The following is a 21,138-nucleotide window of genomic DNA, read 5'->3' on the forward strand; positions in this document are numbered from 1 at the left end:
CGGCCGCCGGCACCGGGCGGCGCGTCGCGCGGGTCAGCCCCGGTCGGGTGCGGAGATCCGGCCCTCGTCGTCGAGGCGGGCCCCGGTCTTCGGGAAGTCCAGCCGGTTCAACTCCCGGACCAGCCCGAGACCCCGGTCGTCCGGGTCCATCGTCGGCTTGCCGGCCCCGTTCATGTACGTGGAGGTCAGCTTCCCGCCGGCCCAGGTCCCGTCCGGCTTGAGCGACACCTTGAGCACCCCGCCCCAACCCAGCCGGCCGGAGTTGTTCAGGGTGTTGCCGCCCCCGGCGAAGTTGCCCAGGCTGTAGGCGATGAGCCGGCCCTGGTGGAACTCCATCCCCCGCAGCACGTGCGGGCCGTGCCCGACCACCAGGTCCGCCCCGGCCTCGACCATCGTCCGGGAGAACTTGATCGGGTCACCCCGGTTCTCGCCGAGGAACATCTCGGTGCCCGGTCGGGTCCGGGTCATGGCGGCGCCCTCGGCACCCATGTGCACCTGCACCACGACCAGGTCGGCCATGGTCGCCGCCTTCTTGACCACCTTCGCCGCCGCCTCGATGTCGACCAGGCTGTTGGACCAGGCGTACGACGAGAAGCCGGCGACCGCGACCTTGACGCCCTTCGCCTCGACCACGGTGATCTGGTCCGGTGCGCCGGTGTGCGCCAGCTCGTGCTCCTCCAGCGCCTGCTGGGTGTTCTCGTAGCCCTTCGGGCCGAAGTCGTAGCCGTGGTTGTTTGCCTGGTTGAGCAGGTCGAACCCGGCGTCGCGCAGATGCGCGGCGTACTCCGGTGGGGCCCGGAACTGGAAACAGCGCGTCGAGTTGGGGCCGCACTTGCCGGTGCCGGTGTCGACGGTGAGCGGCTCCTCCAGGTTGCCCATCACCACGTCGGCCTTGAGGGCACCCTTGACCGAGTCGAAGAAGCCCTTCCCGCCGTTGGCGGGCAGCCGGGACGGCGCGTTGCCCATGATGATGTCACCGGTGGCGGAGAGCGAGATCACCTTCTCCTCGTCGGCCGGGGAGCCACCCGGACCGGGTTTGCCGCTGGCGCCCTTGGCGCTGCTGGGCGCGGGCTCCCAGACGGCGCTGGGCTCAGGGGTCGAGCAGCCGGCGACGGCGAGCAGCGCGGCCAGGGCCACGCCGAGGGCGAGGCGGCGGCGCGGACGGGTTCGGGGCAGGGCGGCGGCGGACATCGCCGGAGACCCTACCGGGCGATTTCCGGCCCGACGATGACCGTTCGGTCGGACTTTTGCCCACCCGTCCGTTCCGAAGGCGGGTACCGATCAGGCTTCCGGCCTTGCGCCCGCTCCGACCACGGGGGCCGGTCGGCCAGCCCGCCGGCCCGGACTGCGGCGTACACGGCTCTGGCCAGCAGGGCACCCCACTCCGAGCGGGGCCCACCGTAGTCGGCCACCGGCCCGTCGACCGGGCACAGCACGGTCACCGCGTCGGTAGGGGTGCCGGTGCCCGGATGCCCGAGCCCGATGATCGCCTGGGCCTTCGCCTCGGTCGCCGTGGCCACCGCGTTGACCAGGGCGGCATCGGTGAGCCGGATCGGGACGTACCCCACGATGTTGACCGTCCCGACCCTCGGCGCCGGCGGCCGGGCACGCGACCCTTCCCCAGGTGACGGCCTGCCGGCCCGGCCGGCAGGGACGGCGGCGGGGTGGGTGGCCCGACCGGCGGTGGTGGCGGGGTCGGCGGCGGGGTCGGCGGCCCAGATCGGTAGGCCCAGGCCCACGGTGGCCCAGACCCGCACCCCGGACTCCGACCGGCTGACCACGTCCGCGACGTCCACGCCGGTCAGCAGACCGACCCCGGGCCCGTCCAGGCCGAGGTCGGCGGCCAGCTCGGCCAGGTGGTCGGCGGGGTCGTCCCGCCGGTACGACATCGGCACGGTCGCGTTCACCACCCAGCCCCGGGTACCGAGCCCGCCGCCGAGCGGGGCGGAACTGACCGCGCGCAGCGGTCGCTCGGCCCGCCAGACCAACAGCGGCAGTTCCCACCCCTGCTCGACGCGGGAGGTCAGACCGGGTTCGTTCAGCACGAGGCTGACCCTACGGGCAGCTCGACGTGGGAGCGCTCACATCCGGCAGGGCAACGGATCGTAGCGGTTGACCAGGTCGGTCAGGTTACGTCCAACGATCAAGTTTCCAGGGGTGCACCTCTGATTACTGCTCACATGCGCCTAGACTTGGCGGCGCGCGAGGGATCAGCGGACGGCGGACCCGGGCCGACGGACGGCACGCGCAGGCGGAGGTGCGCGATGGACGAGGTACTGGCCCGTAGTGGGATCTTCCAGGGCGTCGACCCGGAGGCTGCCGAGGCGCTCGCCAAGGAGATGGAGACGATCGAGGTCCGCAAGGGCGAGGTCGTCTTCAACGAGGGCGAGCCCGGCGACAGCCTGTACATTCTCCTGTCCGGCAAGATCAAGGTGGGTCGCCGCGCGGCGGACGGCCGACAGAACCTGATCGCCGTGATGGGCCCCTCGGACATGGTCGGTGAGCTGTCGCTCTTCGACCCCGGGCCGCGTACGGCGACCGCCACCGCGGTGACCGACACCCGGCTGGTCCGACTCCGTAAGCAGGCCCTGCGCCCCTGGCTGAACAACCGGCCGGAGATCGCCGAGCAGTTGCTCCGGGTGCTGGCCCGCAGGCTGCGCCGGACCAACGACTCGCTTGCCGACCTGATCTTCACCGACGTGCCGGGCCGGGTCGCGAAGAACCTGCTCCAGATGGCCGGCCGGTTCGGCACCCGCGACGGCGGGGTGCTGCGGGTCACCCACGACCTGACCCAGGAGGAGATCGCCCAGCTCGTCGGCGCCTCCCGGGAGACCGTCAACAAGGCGCTGGCTGACTTCGCCTCGCGGGGCTGGCTGCGGCTGGACGGCAAGAGCATCATCATCCTGGACCCCGAGCGGCTGGCCCGCCGCGCCCGGGTCTGACCCCCGCCTCCTCCTGACGGCGCGCGCGGCACCGCCACGCGCGCCGTCGCCGCACACCGCGCCATCACCGCGCACCGCGCCATCACCGCGCACCGCGCCGGTGGCACTCGATCGTGGCAAGAGTGCTGTCCAGGCCGGCGGTGGCCACCGTTTCCCGGAAACTGCCTGACCCGAGCCTGGATACGGCGGACCCACGGGTACGGGTGAGGCTCGGTGCGCCGAAAAAGTCAGGCTTGACTGTTTGTTTCGGGGGCGACACGCTGTTCCGGTGCCCACCGCATCGAGCCGCGTACCGCAGCAGGAGCGCAGCCGTGCCACCCGGGCGCGGCTGCTGGCGGCGACCGTCGAATGCCTGGTGGAGCAGGGCTGGTCCGGTACCACCACCACCGGAGTCGCCGCCCGCGCCGGTGTCTCGCGCGGTGCGCAACTGCACCACTACCCGACCAGGGCTGCCCTGGTCACCGCCGCCGTGGCCCATCTCGCCGAGCGCCGGGCGGACGAGTTGCGCACCGAGGCGCAGGCCCTACCCGCCGGCACGCAGCGGCTCGACCGGGTGGTCGACCTGCTCGGTGCAGCCTTCACCGGGCCACTCTTCGTCGCCGCGCTCGAACTGTGGGTGGCCGCCCGCACCGACCCGGAGCTACGCGCCGCCCTGGTGCCGCTGGAGAACCAGGTAGGTCGGGAGATGCACCGGCTCACTGTCGAACTGCTCGGCGTCGACGAGCGTCGGCCCGGCGTCCGCGAGGCCGTCCAGGCGACCCTCGACCTGCTCCGTGGGCTGGGCGTGGCCAACCTGCTCAACGACGACTCGGCCCGCCGTGCAGCCCTCCTGCACACCTGGAAACGCCAGCTCGCCACCCTGCTCACTCCCGGACGCCCCGCAGGAACCATGCCCGCAGGGACCATGCCCGCAGGGACCATGGTCGCGGGGACCGTGCCCGCAGGGACCATGGTCGACCCGACCGACGCCGAGCACGGCGAGGTGGCGTCGTGAGCGAGCCACGCGAGCGAACCGTCGACGCCGTGGGCGGCCCGCTGGCGACCGGGCCGCTGCGGGTCGGCAACGCCTCCGGGTTCTACGGCGACCGCTTCACCGCCTGGCGGGAGATGCTCGACGGTGGCGAACTGGACGTGTTGACCGGTGACTACCTGGCCGAGCTGACCATGGTCATCCTCGGTCGGGACCGGGCGCGCGACGCCGGCCTGGGTTACGCCCGGACGTTCCTGCGCCAACTGGAGGACACCCTCGGCACCGCGCTGGAGCGCGGGGTACGCATCGTGACCAACGCCGGTGGGCTGAACCCGGCCGGTCTGGCCGCCGCGATCGGCGCGCTCGCCGACCGGCTCGGCCTCACCGTCCGGGTCGGTCACGTCGAAGGTGACGCCCTCGACCGGCCGGACGCCCTCACCGCCAATGCGTACCTCGGCGCGTTCGGCATCGCCGCCTGCCTGGATGCCGGGGCGGACGTGGTGGTCACCGGCCGGGTCACCGACGCCTCGCTGGCCGTCGGGCCGGCCGTCGCCCGGTTCGGCTGGGGGCGCGACGATCTCGACGCGCTGGCCGGGGCGACCGTCGCCGGACACCTGATCGAGTGTGGCGCGCAGGTCACCGGCGGCAACTTCAGCTTCTTCACCGAGCTGCCCGACGGCGGCCACCGGCCCGGCTTCCCGATCGCCGAGATCCACCCGGACGGCTCCGCGGTGCTCACCAAGCATCCCGGCACCGGCGGCGCGGTCACCGTGGAGACGGTCACCGCCCAACTGTTGTACGAGGTGGACGGGCTGGCGTACCTGGGGCCAGACGTGGTGACCTGGCTGGACACGGTACGCCTGCGACCGGACGGGCCGGACCGGGTACGGGTCCACGGGACCCGGGGCACGCCGCCGCCGGAGACCCTCAAGGTGGGCGTCAACCGGCTGGGCGGCTTCCGCAACTCGATGACCTTCGTGCTCTGCGGCCTCGACATCCCCGCCAAGGCAGCGCTGGTACGCGGACAGGTCGAGGCGGCCGTCGGCCCGGCGGGGCTGGAGTTCACGCTGGCCCGTACCGACCATCCGGACGCGACCGAGACCGAGGCGGCGAGCGCGCTGCTGCACGTACACCTGCGTGACGGTGACCGGGCGCGGGCCGGGCGGGCCTTCTCGGCGGCGGCGGTGGAGCTGGCGCTGGCCTCCTACCCGGGCTGCACGCTTACCGGCCTGCCGGGCGACGCCACCCCGTACGGCGTCTTCACCGCCGGGACCGTGCCGCAGTGCGAGGTGCCGCACGTCGCGGTCCTGCCGGACGGCACCCGGCAGCCGATCGCCCCGCCACCGGTGACCCGTTTGCAAGGGCCCCCTGTACAACAGAATGCGTTAACAAGGGGCCCTTCCTTGCGCTCTGGGCGGCGGGGGGCGTTGGGGGAGGTGGTGGGGGCACGCTCGGGCGACAAGGGCGGTGACGCCAACCTCGGGGTGTGGGCGCGCACCGACGCGACCTGGGGTTGGCTGCGCGACTGGCTGACCGTGCGGCGGCTGGCCGAGTTGCTGCCGGAGACCGCGCCGTTGACCGTCGAGCGGTACGAGCTGCCCCACCTGCGCGCGGTCAACTTCGTGATCCGGGGGCTGCTCGGGCCGGGGGTGGCCGCCTCCACGAGGTTCGATCCGCAGGCCAAGGCGTTGGGGGAGCTGCTGCGGGGGCGCATCGTCGACCTGCCCACCGACGACGGGACGGGAGTCGGGACCATCGCGGCGGGCGGTGACCGGTGACCGTACTGGAGAGCAGCCTCGACCCGTCCGCCCCGGCCCAACGGGCCAACCGGGCGGCGTTGCGGGAGCGCCTCGCCGAGTTGACGGCCGCCCTCGACCGGGCCCGGGCCGGTGGTGGCGAGAAGTACGTGGCCCGGCACCACGCCCGCGGTCGGCTGCTCCCCCGGGAGCGCATCGAGCTGCTGGTCGACCAGGACAGCCCGTTCCTGGAGTTGTCGCCGGTCGCCGGGTACGGCACCGACTTCCCGGTCGGGGCCGGCGTGGTCACCGGCATCGGGGTGGTCGAGGGGGTGGAGTGCCTGGTCGTGGCCAACGACCCGACGGTGCGGGGCGGTGCGGTGAACCCGTGGTCGCTGGCGAAGACCCGCCGGGCCGGCGAGATCGCCCTGGCCAACCGGTTGCCGATGGTCAACCTGGTCGAGTCGGCCGGGGCGGACCTGCCCACCCAGGCGGAGATCTTCATTCCCGGCGGCCGGGTGTTCCGGGACCTGACCCGGCTCTCCGCGGCGAAGATCCCCACGGTCAGCGTGGTGTTCGGCAACGCCACGGCCGGTGGTGCCTACATCCCCGGCATGTCGGACTTCACGATCATGATCCGGGACCGGTCCCAGGTCTACCTGGCCGGCCCGCCGTTGGTGCGGATGGCTACCGGCGAGGTCACCGACGACGAGTCGCTCGGCGGCGCGGTCATGCACGCCACCACCTCCGGCCTCGCCGATTTCCTCGCCGCCGACGAACGTGACGGCATCCGGCTGGCCCGGCGGTGCGTCCGCCGGCTCAACCGGCACAAACCGGGTCCGCCGCCGCGCACCGGTTCGGCCACACCTCCCAGGTACGACCCGGAGGAGCTGCTCGATCTGGTCAGCGCCGACCTGAAGGTGCCGTTCGACCCGCGTGAGGTGCTGGCCCGGCTGCTGGACGGCAGCGAGTTCGACGAGTTCAAGCCGGCCTACGGCACCGCCCTGGTCACCGGCTGGGGCGAGCTGCACGGGTACCCGATAGGCGTACTGGCAAATGCCCGGGGGGTGCTGTTCGGCGCGGAGGCGCAGAAGGCCACCCAGTTCATCCAGCTCGCCAACGCCGCCGACACCCCGCTGCTCTTCCTGCAGAACACCACCGGCTTCATGGTGGGCAGCGCCTACGAGCAGGCCGGCATCATCAAGCACGGGGCTCTGATGATCAACGCGGTGGCGAACTCGACGGTGCCGCACCTGACGGTGAACCTCGGCGCCTCGTACGGTGCAGGCAACTACGGCATGTGCGGCCGGGCGTTCGAACCCCGGTTCCTGTTCACCTGGCCGAACGCCAGGTCGGCGGTGATGGGGCCGGCGCAGTTGGCCGGGGTGCTCTCCATCGTGGCCCGGCAGGCCGCCGCCGCCCGGGGCCGGGAATTCGACGCCGAGGCCGACGCCACGATGCGGGCCACTGTGGAGCGGCAGATCGAGTCGGAGTCCGGGGCGCTCTTCCTCTCCGGCCGGCTCTACGACGACGGGGTGATCGACCCCCGGGACACCCGTACCGTGCTGGGGTTCTGCCTGTCGGCCGTGCACAACGCGCCGGTGCGGGGCAGCACCGGCTTCGGCGTCTTCCGCCCGTAGCACCGCCAGCCGAGGGAGGACCGTACCCGTGATCCGGACGTTGCTGGTGGCCAACCGGGGGGAGATCGCCCGCCGGGTCGTCGCCACCTGCCGGCGCCTGGGTGTCGCCACGGTCGCCGTGCACTCCGACGCCGACGCCGACACGCCGTTGGTCGCCGAGGCCGACCAGGCGGTACGACTGCCGGGGCGCACGCCCGCCGAGACGTACCTGCGGGTGGATGCGCTGCTGGACGCGGCCCGGCGCAGCGGCGCGGATGCCGTGCACCCGGGGTACGGCTTCCTCGCCGAGAATGCCGACTTCGCGACGGCGGTGACCGACGCCGGGCTGACCTGGGTCGGCCCACCGGCCCGGGTGATCGCCGCGATGGGTGACAAGCTGGCGGCGAAGGCGCTGCTCGCCCCTGCGGGCGTACCGATGCTGCCGACCTGGACCGACCCCGACCTGATCACGGAGTACCCGGTGCTGGTCAAGGCGTCCGCGGGCGGTGGCGGCCGCGGCATGCGGATCGTCCGCGACGCCGCCGGGTTGGCCGGGGCGGTGGCCTCCGCCGGGCGCGAGGCGGCCGCCGCGTTCGGCGACGGCACGGTCTTCGTCGAGCGGTACGTCGAGGGTGGCCGCCACGTCGAGGTGCAGATCTTCGGCGACACCCACCGCACGGTGGTGGCGCTCGGGGAGCGGGACTGTTCGATCCAGCGCCGGCACCAGAAGCTGGTCGAGGAGGCCCCGGCCGGGCTCGCGCCGGAGCTGCGGCGACGACTGCACGAGGCGGCGGTGGCGGCCGGCCGGGCGGTCGACTACGTCGGGGCGGGGACGGTGGAGTTCCTGCTCGCCCCGGACGGGGCGTTCTTCTTCCTGGAGATGAACACCCGGTTGCAGGTGGAGCACCCGGTCACCGAGGCGGTCACCGGGCTGGACCTGGTCCGGCTGCAACTGCTGGTCGCCGAGGGTGCGCCGCTGCCGCTGACGGCCACCCCGCCGACCACCGGCCACGCCGTCGAGGTACGCCTCTGCGCCGAGGAGCCGGCGCGGGGCTTCCGGCCGGCCACCGGCACCCTGCACCGGTTCGCGGTGCCCGGCGTCACGGACACGTTCACCCCGGCCCGGGGGCTGCGCCTGGACTCCGGGGTGACCGACGGTTCGGTGGTGGGGGTGCACTACGACTCGATGCTGGCCAAGCTGGTCGCCTGGGGTGAGACCCGCACCGAGGCGGTCCGGGCGCTGGCCGGCGCGCTGGCCCGGGCCGAGGTGCACGGGGTGGCCACCAACCGGGACCTGCTGGTCCGGGTGCTGCGCAGCCCCGAGTTCGGCGCCGCCGAGGTGGACACCGGGTTCCTGGACCGGCACGACGCGGTCTTCGCCCCGCTGCTGCCGGCCGACGAGCTGCCCCTGGTCGCCCTGGCCGGCGCGCTCGCCCTGGCGGCGGACCGCCGGGCCAACGCCCCGGTGCTCGCCGGGCTGCCCTCGGGCTGGCGCAACGTGCCGGCGTTCCCCCAGGTCACCCGGTTCGCCGGGGCGGACGGCGGTGAGCTTGCCGTCCGGTACCGGCTGGACCGCACCGGCGCGCTGGCGGACTGGTCCACCGATCCGGCTACCGACCGGCAGGTGACGCTGGTCGGGGCGGCCCCGGACCGGGTGGTGCTCGACGTCGACGGGGTGCGGCGGGCGTACCGCGTACACCGGGTGGGGTCCGAGGTCTTCGTGGACGGTCCGGACGGGGCGGCGAGCCTGACCGAGCTGCCGCGTCTCCCGCCGCCCACCGTGGCGCTGGCGGCCGGTTCGCTGCTCGCCCCGCTGCCCGGCACGGTGACCCGGACGCACGTCGGGGTCGGCCAGCGGGTGACCGCCGGTGACCTGCTGCTGACCCTGGAGGCGATGAAGCTGGAGCACCCGGTCGTCGCCCCGGCCGACGGGCTGGTCAGCGAGCTACCGGTGCCGACCGGCGGCCAGGTCGACACCGGCACCGTCCTGGCCGTCCTCACCCCCGAGTGACCTGGAGGACCCGATGGACTTCGACCTCACCGACGAACAGGCCCAGCTCCGCGACGCGGTGCGGGCGCTTGGCCGACGGTACGGCCACGGCTACTTCGTGGCGAAGGCCAAGGCCGGCGAGCACACCACCGAGCTGTGGAGCGAGGCCGGCCGGCTCGGCTACCTCGGGGTCAACATCCCCACCGGGTACGGCGGTGGCGGCGGCGGCATCACCGAGCTGGCCATCGTCTGCGAGGAGCTGGCCGCGGCCGGCTGCCCGTTGCTGCTGCTGGTGGTCTCCCCGGCCATCGCCGGCACGGTGATCGCCAGGCACGGTACCGAGGAACAGCGGAGTCGTTTCCTGCCCGGCCTCGCCGACGGCTCGACGAAGGTGGCCTTCGCGATCACCGAACCGGAGGCCGGGTCGAACTTCCACCAGCTCGGCACGGTGGCCCGCCGCGACGGCGACGACTGGCTGATCTCCGGCCGCAAGTGCTACATCTCCGGCGTCGACGAGGCCGACCACGTCCTGGTGGTAGCCCGGGTGCCCGCCGACCCCGACGGCACCGTCTCCCCTGGCGCCGGCGGCGCGACGGCGAGCGGTTCCCCCGACGACGGTGGCGCGACGGCGGGCGGCTCCCCCGACGACGGTGGCGCGACGGCGGGCGGCTCCCCCGACGACGGTGGCGCGACGGCGGGCGGGAAGGGCGGGAAGGGCGCGACGGCGGGCGGCTCGCCGCGGCTCAGGCCGGCGCTGTTCGTGGTGCCGACCGACGCGCCCGGACTGACCCGGTCGCGCCTGGAGATGGAGATCGTCTCACCGGAGAACCAGTTCCTGCTCTATCTCGACGAGGTACGGGTCCCGGCCGACGCGCTGGTCGGCGGGTCGGTGGACGCCGGGTTGCCGGCGCTCTTCGCCGGGCTCAACCCGGAGCGGATCACGGTGGCCGCGATGGGTGTCGGCACCGGCCGGTACGCCCTGGAACGGGCCTCGGAGTACACCGCCACCCGCCGGGTGTGGCGCGGCCGGAGCATCGGGTCGCACCAGGGAGTGGCCCATCCGTTGGCCCACGCGGCGGTGCAGGTCGAGTTGGCCCGGCTGATGATCTACAAGGCGGCCACCCGTTACGACGCCGGCCGGGACCTGGAGGCGGGGATCGCCGGCAACCTGGCCAAGTACGCCGCCGGGGAGGCCGCCGCACTCGCCGTGGACACCGCCGTCCAGGCGCTCGGCGGGGCCGGCATGACCACCGAGTACGGGGTGGCGACCCTGCTCGGGGCGGTCCGGGCCGGCCGGATCGCCCCGGTCAGCCGGGAGATGATCCTCAACTTCGTCGCCCAGCACGTGCTGGGCCAGGAGAAGTCCTACTGACCGTTGGTCACCTCGCCACGGTGAGGATCTCGGCGCCGTCGTCGGTGATGGCGATGGTGTGCTCGCTGTGCGCCGTCCGGCAGCCGGTCGCGCTGCGCAGGGTCCAGCCGTCCGCGTCGGTGACCAGCTCGGCGGTGTCCGCCATGATCCACGGCTCCAGGGCCAGCAGCAGCCCGGGGCGGAGCCGGTAACCGCGACCGGGCCGTCCGGTGTTGGCCACGTGCGGGCCCTGGTGCATCGTCGAACCGACCCCGTGCCCACCGAACTCGGTGTTGATCCGGTAGCCCGCCGCGCTGAGCACCGAGCCGATTGCGTGGGAGAGGTCGCCGATCCGCGCACCGGGGCCGGCCGCGGCGATCCCCGCCCGCAACGCGCGCTCGGTCGCGTCGATCATCGCCAGGCTCTCCGCGGGCCGGGTATCGCCGACGACGAAGCTGATGGCCGAGTCGGCGACGACTCCACCCAGGGAGACCGCGAGGTCGAGCGAGAGCAGATCGCCGTCGGCGAGTTGGTAGTCGTGCGGCAGTCCGTGCAGCACAGCGTCGTTTACCGAGGTGCAGATGTAGTGGCCGAACGGTCCACGACCGAAGGACGGTTCGTAGTCGACGTAGCAGGACTGCGCCCCCGCCTCGACGATCATCTGTTCGGCCCAGCGGTCGATGTCCAGCAGGTTCGTGCCGACCGTGCTGCGGTCCTTCAGGGTCTGCAGCACGTCGGCGACCAGGGCACCGGTCTCCCTGCCCTGCCGCAGCTCGGTGGGGCCCAGAATCTCGATCATGCAGCGCCTTCCCTCAACTGCCAATAAGAATCCCGGCCATACTATCCCGGTACTAGAATCGGAGTCATGGTCAGGTTGCCGCTCACTCCCGAGGAGGTCGAGCGCGGGCAGCGCCTCGGCGCTCTGCTGCGTCGCGCCCGGGGAGACCGGTCGATGCTGCGCACCGCGCTCGCCGCCGGCATCTCACCGGAGACCCTTCGCAAGATCGAGTCCGGCCGGGTGGCCACCCCGGCCTTCTCCACCATCGCCGTGATCGCCGGCGTCCTCGACCTCTCCCTCGACACGGTCTGGACGGAGATCAGCCAGCCGGCCGAAGACCTCACCGGACCAATCCGCCCCGCCGACGAACGCCTGGCCTCCTGACCCACCCCTGTCCCGCCGCCCCGCCTGCCCCGCCGCCCCGGCCCCGCCCCGGCCCAGCTGCCCCGCCGCCCCGGCCTGCCCCGGCCCAGCCCAGCTGCCCCGCCGCCCGGCGTGCTCCGGCCCTGGGGTGAGGTGTGAGCGGGGAACCCTTCTCTACCAAATGCGTTAATAGGGGGCCCTTCCTTTCACCCGGTGGTGCGGCAGGCGGCGTCGATGCGGTGCACCGGACGCACCCGCCGGCCCAGCCCCTCCAGCAACGAGTCCTCGATGTGGAAGTCGTGGATCCGCAACCGGTGCCGGGGCAGCTCCTCCTCGGCGGGGCAGAGCACCTGAGCCCGTACCTGGTCGACCGGGACGTACCGCACGCCGCCGCGCTCCTGCAGGATCACCATGCTGACGTCGTCGACGCTGACGACGTGCCCCCGGAGGTCCTCGGTCGCCTGCGGACCGGCCACCGTGGTCACCGTCAGCGGCAGCACCGGCGTGCTGATCACCGGCAACGCCGCCCAGACGATCACCGCCGCCACGGCGAGCTCGGTGAGCGTGCTCAGCGGCCGGATCACCCGGGCCGGCAGTGGCCCGGCGATGGCCAGGGCCAGCACCGGCGGCGCGACCAACAGCACGACCACCAGCAGCTCCCGCTGCGCCACCGCGTCGGTCAGGGTGGCCCAGAAGAACCAGAGGTACCCGCCGAGCAGCCCGACGACGATCAGCACCCGGGGGCCGAGCCGGTCGTGCAGCCGGGCCGGGCCGAGTTGGAACGCGGCGGCGAACGCGGGCAGCAGCAGCGGCAGGTAGAGCAGCTTCCAGGTGATCAGGGCGAGCAGGAAGCTGGCCACCACGAACCAGTCGGGAGTGATCTCGGTCCAGCGGGCGAAGAGCGGCCGGCGGAACGTCGCCGGCATCCGGTCGGCGCTGACCGCCAGCACCGCGCCGAGGGCGAAGACCGCGACCAGCGCGGTGGAGAGCAGCCGGGCCGCCGTGGTGAGGAACCCGGCGACCAGGTTGACCGGGCCCACGTTGGCCACCAGCAGCAGAGTGGTCTGCAGCTCACCGCCGGCCTCGACGCCGAGCCGGAGCACCGAGAAGACCGCCGGCACCCCCACCACCGCCGTCCAGAACGACTGGCTGGCCCGGGCCCGACGCTCCGGGTCGGCCCGTACCGCCCGTCCCCGGACCGACCCGGCCTCCGTTGTCGGGTCGGTGGATCCCCTCACCGCTGGGGGGCCCGGTCGTCGAAGTCCACCAGCTCGGGTACGTCGAGCGGCTGCGGCTGGGTCCGTGGCACCCCCAGCCAGCCACCCAGGGTGCGGTTGTACGCGCTCTGCCACGGGCTGTTGCCCGTCTCGCGCCCCTGTCGGTAGCTCTTCTGCAGGAAGAAGGCGACCAGGTCACGCAGCGCCGGGTCGCCGATCGGCACGCCGACCCCGATCAGCTCGCTGGTCCCGAAGGGCATGTTGACGATCTCGAAGTCGTCCGGGTAGAGGTAACGGAATCCGGCCAGCATGGTCTCGTCGGAGGCGGCGGCGTCGTACCTGCCCTCCAGCATGCCCTTGACGCAGTCCTCGACCTCCTGGACCACCCTGACCGGTACGTCGTGCTGACGCAGCTCGGTCTCCGTGGTGGACCCGCCGCTGGCGCAGACCTTGTACGCCGGATCGGCGAGGTCCTCCAACGTACGGATCTTGTCCTTGAGCGCGACCGGCACCAGCACCTCCGGGGTGGTGACCAGGTACGGCCCGGCGAAGCTGACCAGTTTCTCGCGTTCCTCGGTCATCGAGAAACTGGTGACCACGAGATCGACCGTGCCGGCCTGCAGTGCCTCGACCCGCTGCTCGGTGGTCAGCGTCACGAAGTCGATCCGCTGGTCCCCCTCGTAGCCGAGTGAGGTCGCGATGTACCGGGCGATCTCGATGTCGAACCCGGAGAAGGTGCCGTCGGCGTTGCGTTGGCTCATCAGCGGGGAGGTCGCGGAGACGCCGATCCGCAGCTTCGGCTGGCCGTAGATGTGGGACTCGCGGATCTTGTCCCGGACCGAGGGCAGCTTCGGCTCCTGCTGGTTGTCACAGCCGGCGGCAGCGGCGAGCGCGAGGGTCAGGGCCACCGCGACGGTGGTGGCGACGGAGCGCAGCCGGGACCGGGAGAGGGTCAGTTTCAACGGCGACCTCACAGGGTCGAGTATCCTGCGGAGCACCGAGAGTAGCCGGTGTCGTCCAGCCTCGACCACGGTTGACAACCGCCCCGCGCGGTACATGCTTGTCGGGTGAGGAGATTACCCCCGTTCGATGCTCGCGCGGTGGCCGTCCTCGCGTCGCTGGCGACGCTGTCCATCCTGGTGGTGCTGCTGCTGTGGCGGCGCGACGACGTCCTGACGGTGGCTCTGGCACTGCTCGGTGTGCTCTGTGGAGTGGTCACGGTGGTGGCGGTGAACGCCGCCCGGTACGGACGTCAGCCGCGCGAGACCGCCGCGCCGCAGCCGTACGTGCCCACGCCGCTCGGCGTCGACGCGGACACCCTGGACACCTTGGACAGCCGGGACGCCATGCACGCGGTGAACGTCCGCCGTCGCCGCGCGAGCGGCCTCAACGACCGGTGAGGGCCGGTCGACAGCGGCCGGTGGCCGCCGGTCGACAGCGGAGGCTCGGACGGTCTCAGCGACCGGTGAGCGTCGGGGTGGCGAGCGCGTCCACGCCCCGCCCGGCCAGGCAGCGGTAGGTCTGGTCGCCGTCCGGGTCACCGGGTGGCAGTACCTCCAGGTTCCACCCGCTGGGGTCGCTGAGCCCGCTGGTCAGCCGGAACGTCTGCGGGTGGCAGACCTCCCGCACGGTCGCGTCGGCCCGGACCGCCTCGTATCCCGCGCCGACCAGGTCGCCGGGCAGCTCGCCCTCGGCGTAGCTCTCCCAGGTGTGCCGCCCGTCGCAGGTGACCCGGACCGCCTCCACCCGGCTGTCGCGTACCCGCAGCGGCCCGAAGCACTCCAGCTCCGGCGCGCAGCGGGCCCCGGCGGGCAGCGCCTGGGTGCCGCCGGTGCCGGGCAGGCAGCCCGGCAGGGCCCCCCAGCGGCCCGCCGGTAACACCGCCCGGCTGGTCGCCGTGGTCGTCGGCGACCCGACCGGGGCGCCCCCGGCGACCCAGGCACCGGCGGTGGCCGACCCGGCGAGCGCGAGCATCCCGGCACCGCCGAGGAACCAGCGTCGGCGTCGCCGGACCGACGCCGGCACGGTGGGGTGCGGGTCCTGCTCGGCGGCCGGACGCGGCGCGGGGCGGGTCTCGGCGCGTTGACCGGACCCGGCACCGCCGGACGGGCCGGAGCCGTCGCGGGGGCCCGGCCACTGGGCGTGGGCCGCCGCGCCGCCGGAGTACGGGCCGTACGACAGGCCGCCCCCGGGCAGGCCACCGGAGGTGCCGGGAGCCAGCGGCAGCCCCATCAGCAGTCCCCGCAGCTCGACCGCGGAGGGCCGGGCACCGGGGTCGTTGTCCATCCCGGCGCGCAGCACGTCGAGGAACTCGGCCGGCACCCCGGGCAGGTCGGGGATCGGCTGGTGGAACATCTCCAGCACGGTGACCAGGCTCGGGTTGCGCTCGCTGCGCCAGCGGGGCGGGCGGCCGTACATCACCGCGTAGAGGGTCGCGCAGAGCGCGTAGACGTCGACGGCGGGCGACGGCGGGCTGTGGTTGAACATCTCCGGTGGCGCGTACGCCGGGGTGAGCACCTCCAGGGCGACCGAGGCGTCCCGCATCTCGGCCACCACGGCCAGCCCGAAGTCGGCAAGCACCGCCGAGTTGAACTGCGAGTGGAGGATGTTGGCCGGCTTGACGTCGCGGTGCAGCACGCCGGCCGCGTGCGAGTGCACGATCGCGTCGGCGATCTTGATGCCGAGGTCGCACGCCTCGGCCGGCCCGAGCGGCGAGTTGCGCATCCGCTCGGCGTACGACCCGTCGCAGAGTTCCATGATCAGGTACGGGTGCTGGTCGACCGTGACGCCGACGTCGAAGAGGTCGACCACGTGCGGGTGGGAGGACATCCGGCCGGCCGCCCGCGCCTCGCGCAGGAAGCGGGCCTGGTCGCGTTCGCTGTCCAGGGTGCGGTTCTCTATCTTGACCGCTACCTCGCGTCCCACCGAGATCTGGACGGCCCGGTAGATGGTCGCGTACCCACCTCGGGCAAACATCTCCAGATCGGTCAGACCGGGCACGATGGGTGCCGGACGGGCACCGGGCGGAGTCTCGGTCACAGCTTCGAAAATACCCAACTCGATTGACGGCTCAGCGGGCCGTGTCGGCGCTGGCAGCCGTGGCGGGCCCGGAGCCGTCGCCACCACCAGCCGAAACAGTCTTCTCGGTGCCAACCGGACCGGCTCCGTCGGCCGACGCGACCGGCGAACCCGCGCGGGCGTCCCACCGCAGACCGAGGAAGGTGGCCAACGCGCCGAGGCCCTCCCAGGCGGCCACCCCGAAGAACCGGTCCGGGGCGATGTCGGCCAGCACCGCCAGGGTGAAGACGCTGAACGTCACCAGCCGGAAGAAGACCGTGAACCGGAAGAAGGCCCGCCACTCGGTGGCGGTGGCCAGCAGGTAGTAGACCCCCATGTTGAACGAGGCCATCGAGGAGGCCATCAGGAATGTGCCGGTGTAGTCACCCGGCGCCCGTTGCTCCGGCACCTCGAAGCCGAGCAACCGCAGTTGCGCCTCCGGCCAGAGCAACCCGACCGCCCCCATGACCAGCGCCAAGACGCCGAAGACCGCGATCGTCCAGCCAGCACCGGAACGCGGCAACCTCATGACACCCCCTCTTCCACCCCACAGTGGACCCCCGCGTGCGTCCCACCGGTGGGACCCCGCTCGCGCCCCACACGCTAGCCGGTCCGCCCGGCGAGCACATCGGCGAAACCGGCACGTCCCACCGCGACCCGTCGGCCCGGGGCGATCAGGGGCGTCCGCTGAGGCGGGCGTGCAGCCGGGTGGCGGCGAGCCGCTCGCTTATCTGTTCGGTCGAGAAGGCCAGCCGTACCGCGTCCTCGGCACTGGCCAGGGCCTCCTCCGGCCGGCCGGCGGCGGCCAACGCCTCGGCGAGCACGCTGGCACCGACCACCTGGCTGCGGACGTCCTCGGCCGGGGCGGCCACCGCCCGTCGGGCCCAGTCCAGCGCCTGTTCCACCTGCCCGTGGGCGAGCAGCGCGGAGGCGTACCGGGCCATCGTGTGGCGGCGGGAGAAGAGCAGGGACGGCGCGTCGGCCGCGGCGGTCGCCACCGGGGCGAGCAATCCGACCGCGGTCGCCGGGTCACCGGCGGCCAGCCGGGCGGTGGCCAGCAGCACCCGGGGTCCCACCTGCGCCGGGGCCTGCGGATTGTGCGGTTCGACGGCGGCCAGCACCGCCCGTGCGGACCGTTCGGCGGCCTCGCAGTCGGCCATGTCCAGGGCGACGAACCCGCGCAGCGTGCCGGCCATCCCGGTCAGCAGCGGATGCGAGGTGCGCTCGGCGTAGGTCGACGCCTCGGCGAGCAGGTCCGCCGCGTGCTCCGGCTCCCCCAGGCCGCGCGCCACCACCGCCCGCACAACCAGCGCGAACCCGCAACCCCAGTCGTCGGAGGCCTCGGCGAACTCCCGGTACGCCCGGCGGGCCCCCCGGTCCGCCTCGCCCAGCTCACCCAGTTCGGCGGCGGCGTACGCCTCGACCGCGCGCAGCGTGCCCACCGCCCAGGCCTCGCCGACCCGCTCGCCGAAGGGCAGGAAGACCCGGGCCAGCCGGCAGGCCTCCCGCAGCCGGCCGGCGAGCAGCCGGGCGAACGCGGTGGTCCCGCGCAGCCAGGCCCGCCCGTACGGGTCGCGCAGCTCGGCGAAGAGCCGGGCGGCCCGGCCGAGCACGGCGTCGGTACCGGCGAAGTCACCCCGGGTGGTGGTCACCCAGGCCAGGTTCTGCAACGACCAGGCCTGCCCGCGCGGGTCCTGCGCACCCAGGCTGACCTGGTACGCGGCGGCGAGCCGGCTGCTGGCCTCACCCAACCGCCCGGCCACGAAGTCGGCCATGCCGAGCCGCCGCATCGCCGAGGCCCGCAACGTCGGCAACGCGCCGGCCGTGGCCACCTGCATGGCCTCCTGCCAGCAGGCCACCGCCCGCTCCTGGTCGCCGAGGGTCTGGTGGGCCTGCCCGGCCAGCAGCAGGGCACTGACCCGGATGGTGTCGTCACCGGTGTTGGCGGCGATCTTCTCGGCTGAGGCCAGCGCGTCGGGGACCCGCCCTACCTGCAGCAGGGCCCGGGCGTGCACCACCCGGTCGGCGGCGGGTACCGGCTCACGGGTCAACTCGGCGGCCCGTTCGGCGTACTCCACGGCCAGGGCCGGCTCACCGGCGGCCAGTGACCGGCGGGCGGCCCGGCCCAGCGCGGCGATCCCCAGACCGGCGACGGCCCGCGCCGGTGAGTCCGGGCGCAGCCCGACCGCGTCGGCCAGGGCGACCGCCCGCTCGACGTGCGCGGCCACGAAGTCGTCCCGCCCGGCCTCGGCGCCGGTCCCGTCCCGGTTGGCCCCGGTGAACCCGCCGTCGCTCGGGGTCGCGCCCTCCGGCGCCGGGGCGGCCCAGCGGGCCAGCGCGGCGTGCCGCTCGGCCAACTCGGCCTTGCTCACCCCGGCGTAGGCGGCCTCGCGCATCAACGGGGTGGCGAAGGCGTATCCGGTGCGGGTCTTGTGCAGCATCCGGCGTTGCAGCAGTTCCTCGACGGCCCGGTCGAACTCCAGGGCGACCACCGCCGCCGGTCGGCCGTCCCGGCCGGCCCGCTGCCCCCGCAGCGCCTCCAGGGTGCCGCCGGGCACGGTGTCGCCGACCACCGCGGCGTCCCGCAGCACCGAGCGGGCGTCGGCCGGCAGGGCGTCGATCCGGGCGGCCAGCACGGCGGCCAGGTCCCGGGAGAGCAGCCGGCTGCCCAGCGAGCCGGGGGCCAGTCGCCAACCGCCGGCGCCGACCGCGGTCAGCGCGCCCCGCTCCATCAGCAGGGTGACCAGCTCGGCCAGGTAGAACGCGTTGCCCTGGGCGGTGGCGAGCAGCCGGTCGCTGTCGGCCTGGGGCAGCTTTCCGCCGCTGAGGTAGCTGGTGAGCAGCCGGGCCGCGTCGGCGCCGCGCAGCGGGGGCAACGCGTGCACCTCGGCGTCCGCGACCCGGGTCAACGCCCCGGCGGTACGCACCAGCTCGGGCCGCCCGAGCAGCAGCACCAGCACCGGCCCGGAGAGCCGGGACAGGGTCAGGCCCAATGCTCCGATGGTCTCGGCGGTGGCGTCGTGCAGGTCGTCGACGATCACCGCCAGGGGTGCCTCCATCGCCAACGCGCTGAGCAGGTCGGCGACGGCGGACGGGGCCGCCTCGGCGTCGGCGGGCGCCCCGCCGGTGCCCCACTCCCCCTGGTCGGTGGGGCTGCCGGTGGGCAGGTCGGCGTAGCCGAGCAGGGCCAGCAGCTGGTCGGCGGCGATCGGGGGCGGCTCGGGGCGCAGCCGGGCCAGGCGTTGACTGAGCCGCCGCAGCCGCTCCTCCACGGCCGGGCGGGTGAGCGCGGTGGCGGTGTCGCTGGGCAACCCGACGGCGGCCCGGACCAGGTCGGCCAGGGGGGCGAGCCGGCGACGTTCACCGAAGGCGGCACAGCGTACGGAGAGCACCCGGGCCCCGGTGTGTGCGGCGTACCGGCCGGCGCCCACGTCGTAGCCGGCGGCGAGGCGTTCCACCTCGGCGGAGAACCGGGACTTGCCGATTCCCGCCTCGGCGGTCATCAGCAGCACCCGGGGTTCGCTGCGGTCGATCACCTCGGCGAGCCGGCCGGCGACCCGCCCGATCTCGGTCTCCCGGCCCACGAAGGGCGCCTCGTCGCCGAGGCCGGAGCGGGTGCCCGGGGCGTCCAGGAGCCCGAGCAGCTCGTACGCCTCGACCGGCTCGCGTTTGCCCTTGAGCCGCAGTGGCCGCAGGGCCCGCCAGGAGGCCACGTGCCGGGTGGCGGCGGAGGTGCGTCCGCCCGCGTAGACCGCCCCGACGGCGGCGGCGTCGGCGAGCCGGGCGGCGGTGTTGACCGTGTCCCCGATGACCGTGTACTCGATGGCGGCCTGGATGCCGGCGATCACGTCGCCGGTGTTCAGCCCGACCCGCAGCCCCAGCGGCGCGCCGCCGCCCCGCTCGTCGTCGAGCACCCGGCGGACCGCCCGCTGCATGGACAGCGCGGCCCGGACCGCCCGTTCGGCGTCGTCCTCGTGCGCCACCGGGGCACCGAAGACCGCCATGATCCCGTCACCGGTGAGCTTGTCGACGTGCCCGCCGAAGGTCTTCACCGCGCCGGCCAGCGCGGCGAGCACCCGGTCGGTGACCGCGCCCACCCGTTCCGGGTCGAGGTCCTCCGACCAGGAGGTGAAGTCGGAGAGGTCGCCGAAGAGCACGGTGACCACCCGGCGCTCGGCCGCCGGCAGCATCGCGGCGGCCGGCAGGGCCGCCCCGCAGTTGTGGCAGAACCGTGCGCCGGGTACCGCGACGGTTCCGCACACCGGGCAGGTCACGGCTGGTCCAACCGCGGCTCCCCGGCGCCGGATTCCCCGGTCGGCACCCCGAGGTGTTCCAGCTGGGCCCGGACCGACCACTCGGCCGCCCACCACAGCGAGCGGTCCACGTCGGCGTAGACCCTTGCGACCACCTCGGCGGCGGTCCGGTCCCCGGCGGCGACCGCCGCCCGCACCTGGTCCAGCCGGGCCCGCCGGTGGGCGAGGTAGTACCGGGCGGCGGCACCGCAGTCGGCCAGCGCCGGGCCGTGTCCGGGCAGGGCGGTCACCCCCTGGTACGCGGTCAGCCGCTCCAGGCTGGCCAGGTAGTCGCCGAGGTTGCCGTCGGGGTGGGCGACCACGGTAGTGCCCCGGCCGAGGATGGTGTCACCGGTCAGCAGCACCTGCTCGTCGCCGTGGCTGACCAGGAAGCAGACCGAGTCGGCGGTGTGCCCCGGCACCGGCAGCGGTTCGATCCGCAGCCCGGCCAGCTCCAGCACCGCACCGTGCGGCGGGCCGAGCGGGGCCGCGGTGATGGTGTGTGCCGGGTCGACGGCCCGGACCTCGACCCCGCCGAGCAGCTCGGCCAGCCGGGCCGAGCCGGCGGTGTGGTCCGGGTGCCCGTGGGTGATCAGCACGGCGGCGATCGGCCCGTGCCCGGCGATCCGGGCCAGGTGCCCCTCGTCGGCCGGGCCGGGGTCGATCACGATCGCCTCGGCCCGGCCGGGGGCCCGCAGCAGCCAGGTGTTGGTGCCGTCGAGGGTCATCGGCCCGGGGTTCGGCGCACGCAGCAGCGTCACCCAACCCGGCAGCTCGTCGGCGAGGGCCGCCGTCGGCGTGGTCACATGACCGGTCATGGCTG

Annotated in this window: 15 protein-coding genes and 3 pseudogenes; 9 read left to right on the forward strand and 9 right to left on the reverse strand. The window is 74.0% G+C overall.

The window, feature by feature from the left end; all coding sequences use genetic code 11:
- Positions 1 to 33: 33 nt before the first annotated feature.
- Both ACN28G_RS24095 and ACN28G_RS24100 read right to left on the reverse strand, forming a co-directional pair.
- Positions 34 to 1,191: a CapA family protein gene (locus ACN28G_RS24095; protein WP_091445107.1), complete on the reverse strand. Its 1,158-nt coding sequence runs from the start codon at positions 1,189 to 1,191 to the stop codon at positions 34 to 36.
- 11 nt (positions 1,192 to 1,202) lie between these two features.
- Positions 1,203 to 2,045 (reverse strand): adenosylcobinamide amidohydrolase, encoded by an 843-nt coding sequence (locus tag ACN28G_RS24100; RefSeq protein ID WP_091445109.1) that lies wholly within the window; start codon positions 2,043 to 2,045, stop codon positions 1,203 to 1,205.
- A gap of 219 nt (positions 2,046 to 2,264) precedes the next feature.
- On the opposite strand from ACN28G_RS24100, the gene ACN28G_RS24105 reads away from it, so the two are divergent.
- The 7 genes and pseudogenes from ACN28G_RS24105 to ACN28G_RS24135 all read left to right on the forward strand — a co-directional run.
- Positions 2,265 to 2,942: a Crp/Fnr family transcriptional regulator gene (locus ACN28G_RS24105; RefSeq protein ID WP_007073398.1), complete on the forward strand. Its 678-nt coding sequence runs from the start codon at positions 2,265 to 2,267 to the stop codon at positions 2,940 to 2,942.
- Between the two features lie 268 nt (positions 2,943 to 3,210).
- Positions 3,211 to 3,813 (forward strand): annotated as a pseudogene (locus tag ACN28G_RS24110) (TetR/AcrR family transcriptional regulator); the annotation flags it as partial.
- Between the two features lie 164 nt (positions 3,814 to 3,977).
- Positions 3,978 to 5,690, forward strand: coding sequence for an acyclic terpene utilization AtuA family protein (locus ACN28G_RS24115; RefSeq protein WP_421480965.1), 1,713 nt, complete (start codon positions 3,978 to 3,980; stop codon positions 5,688 to 5,690).
- Positions 5,687 to 7,288 carry an acyl-CoA carboxylase subunit beta gene (locus ACN28G_RS24120; protein ID WP_421480387.1) on the forward strand — a complete coding sequence of 534 codons (1,602 nt, stop codon included), beginning with the start codon at positions 5,687 to 5,689 and terminating at the stop codon, positions 7,286 to 7,288. The genes ACN28G_RS24115 and ACN28G_RS24120 overlap by 4 nt, the downstream gene beginning before the upstream one ends.
- 28 nt (positions 7,289 to 7,316) lie before the next feature.
- Positions 7,317 to 9,278: an acetyl/propionyl/methylcrotonyl-CoA carboxylase subunit alpha gene (locus ACN28G_RS24125; RefSeq protein ID WP_421480388.1), complete on the forward strand. Its 1,962-nt coding sequence runs from the start codon at positions 7,317 to 7,319 to the stop codon at positions 9,276 to 9,278.
- 13 nt (positions 9,279 to 9,291) lie between these two features.
- Positions 9,292 to 9,804 (forward strand): annotated as a pseudogene (locus ACN28G_RS24130) (acyl-CoA dehydrogenase family protein); the annotation flags it as partial.
- Positions 9,805 to 9,999: 195 nt separating this feature from the next.
- Positions 10,000 to 10,629: pseudogene (locus ACN28G_RS24135) on the forward strand (acyl-CoA dehydrogenase family protein); the annotation flags it as partial.
- A 7-nt stretch (positions 10,630 to 10,636) separates the two neighbouring features.
- On the opposite strand, the gene map reads toward ACN28G_RS24135, so the two are convergent.
- On the reverse strand, positions 10,637 to 11,407 hold the full coding sequence (gene map / locus ACN28G_RS24140) for a type I methionyl aminopeptidase (RefSeq protein ID WP_091445163.1): 771 nt from the start codon (positions 11,405 to 11,407) through the stop codon (positions 10,637 to 10,639).
- 66 nt (positions 11,408 to 11,473) lie between these two features.
- Between map and ACN28G_RS24145 the strand changes: the two genes are divergently transcribed.
- Complete coding sequence (locus ACN28G_RS24145) at positions 11,474 to 11,770, forward strand: helix-turn-helix domain-containing protein (protein ID WP_421480389.1); 297 nt, start codon at positions 11,474 to 11,476, stop codon at positions 11,768 to 11,770.
- Between the two features lie 185 nt (positions 11,771 to 11,955).
- On the opposite strand, the gene ACN28G_RS24150 is transcribed toward ACN28G_RS24145, so the two are convergent.
- Together ACN28G_RS24150 and ACN28G_RS24155 are read right to left on the reverse strand one after the other, a co-directional pair.
- Positions 11,956 to 12,987, reverse strand: a complete 1,032-nt coding sequence (locus ACN28G_RS24150; RefSeq protein WP_175440691.1) for a hypothetical protein — start codon at positions 12,985 to 12,987, stop codon at positions 11,956 to 11,958.
- On the reverse strand, positions 12,984 to 13,940 hold the full coding sequence (locus ACN28G_RS24155) for a transporter substrate-binding domain-containing protein (protein ID WP_229688676.1): 957 nt from the start codon (positions 13,938 to 13,940) through the stop codon (positions 12,984 to 12,986). Before ACN28G_RS24155 ends, ACN28G_RS24150 begins: the two co-directional genes overlap by 4 nt.
- A gap of 126 nt (positions 13,941 to 14,066) precedes the next feature.
- Between ACN28G_RS24155 and ACN28G_RS24160 the strand changes: the two genes are divergently transcribed.
- Entirely contained in the window at positions 14,067 to 14,366 is a 300-nt protein-coding gene (locus ACN28G_RS24160; protein ID WP_091445179.1) for a hypothetical protein, read from the forward strand.
- Positions 14,367 to 14,421: 55 nt separating this feature from the next.
- Here the strand turns inward: ACN28G_RS24160 and ACN28G_RS24165 are convergent, their stop codons facing one another.
- From ACN28G_RS24165 to ACN28G_RS24180, 4 genes are all read right to left on the reverse strand, one after another.
- A complete protein-coding gene (locus ACN28G_RS24165; protein WP_091445181.1) occupies positions 14,422 to 16,005 on the reverse strand; it encodes a serine/threonine-protein kinase in 1,584 nt (527 codons plus the stop codon).
- Positions 16,006 to 16,036: 31 nt separating this feature from the next.
- A complete protein-coding gene (locus ACN28G_RS24170; protein WP_229688677.1) occupies positions 16,037 to 16,552 on the reverse strand; it encodes a hypothetical protein in 516 nt (171 codons plus the stop codon).
- Between the two features lie 145 nt (positions 16,553 to 16,697).
- Positions 16,698 to 20,297 carry an adenylate/guanylate cyclase domain-containing protein gene (locus tag ACN28G_RS24175; protein ID WP_091445182.1) on the reverse strand — a complete coding sequence of 1,200 codons (3,600 nt, stop codon included), beginning with the start codon at positions 20,295 to 20,297 and terminating at the stop codon, positions 16,698 to 16,700.
- On the reverse strand, positions 20,294 to 21,133 hold the full coding sequence (locus tag ACN28G_RS24180) for an MBL fold metallo-hydrolase (RefSeq protein ID WP_091445184.1): 840 nt from the start codon (positions 21,131 to 21,133) through the stop codon (positions 20,294 to 20,296). The genes ACN28G_RS24175 and ACN28G_RS24180 overlap by 4 nt, the downstream gene beginning before the upstream one ends.
- Positions 21,134 to 21,138: the final 5 nt, after the last annotated feature.

This window comes from Micromonospora sp. WMMA1923, from assembly GCF_049179195.1.
In the GTDB taxonomy this organism is placed as follows: domain Bacteria; phylum Actinomycetota; class Actinomycetes; order Mycobacteriales; family Micromonosporaceae; genus Micromonospora; species Micromonospora yangpuensis.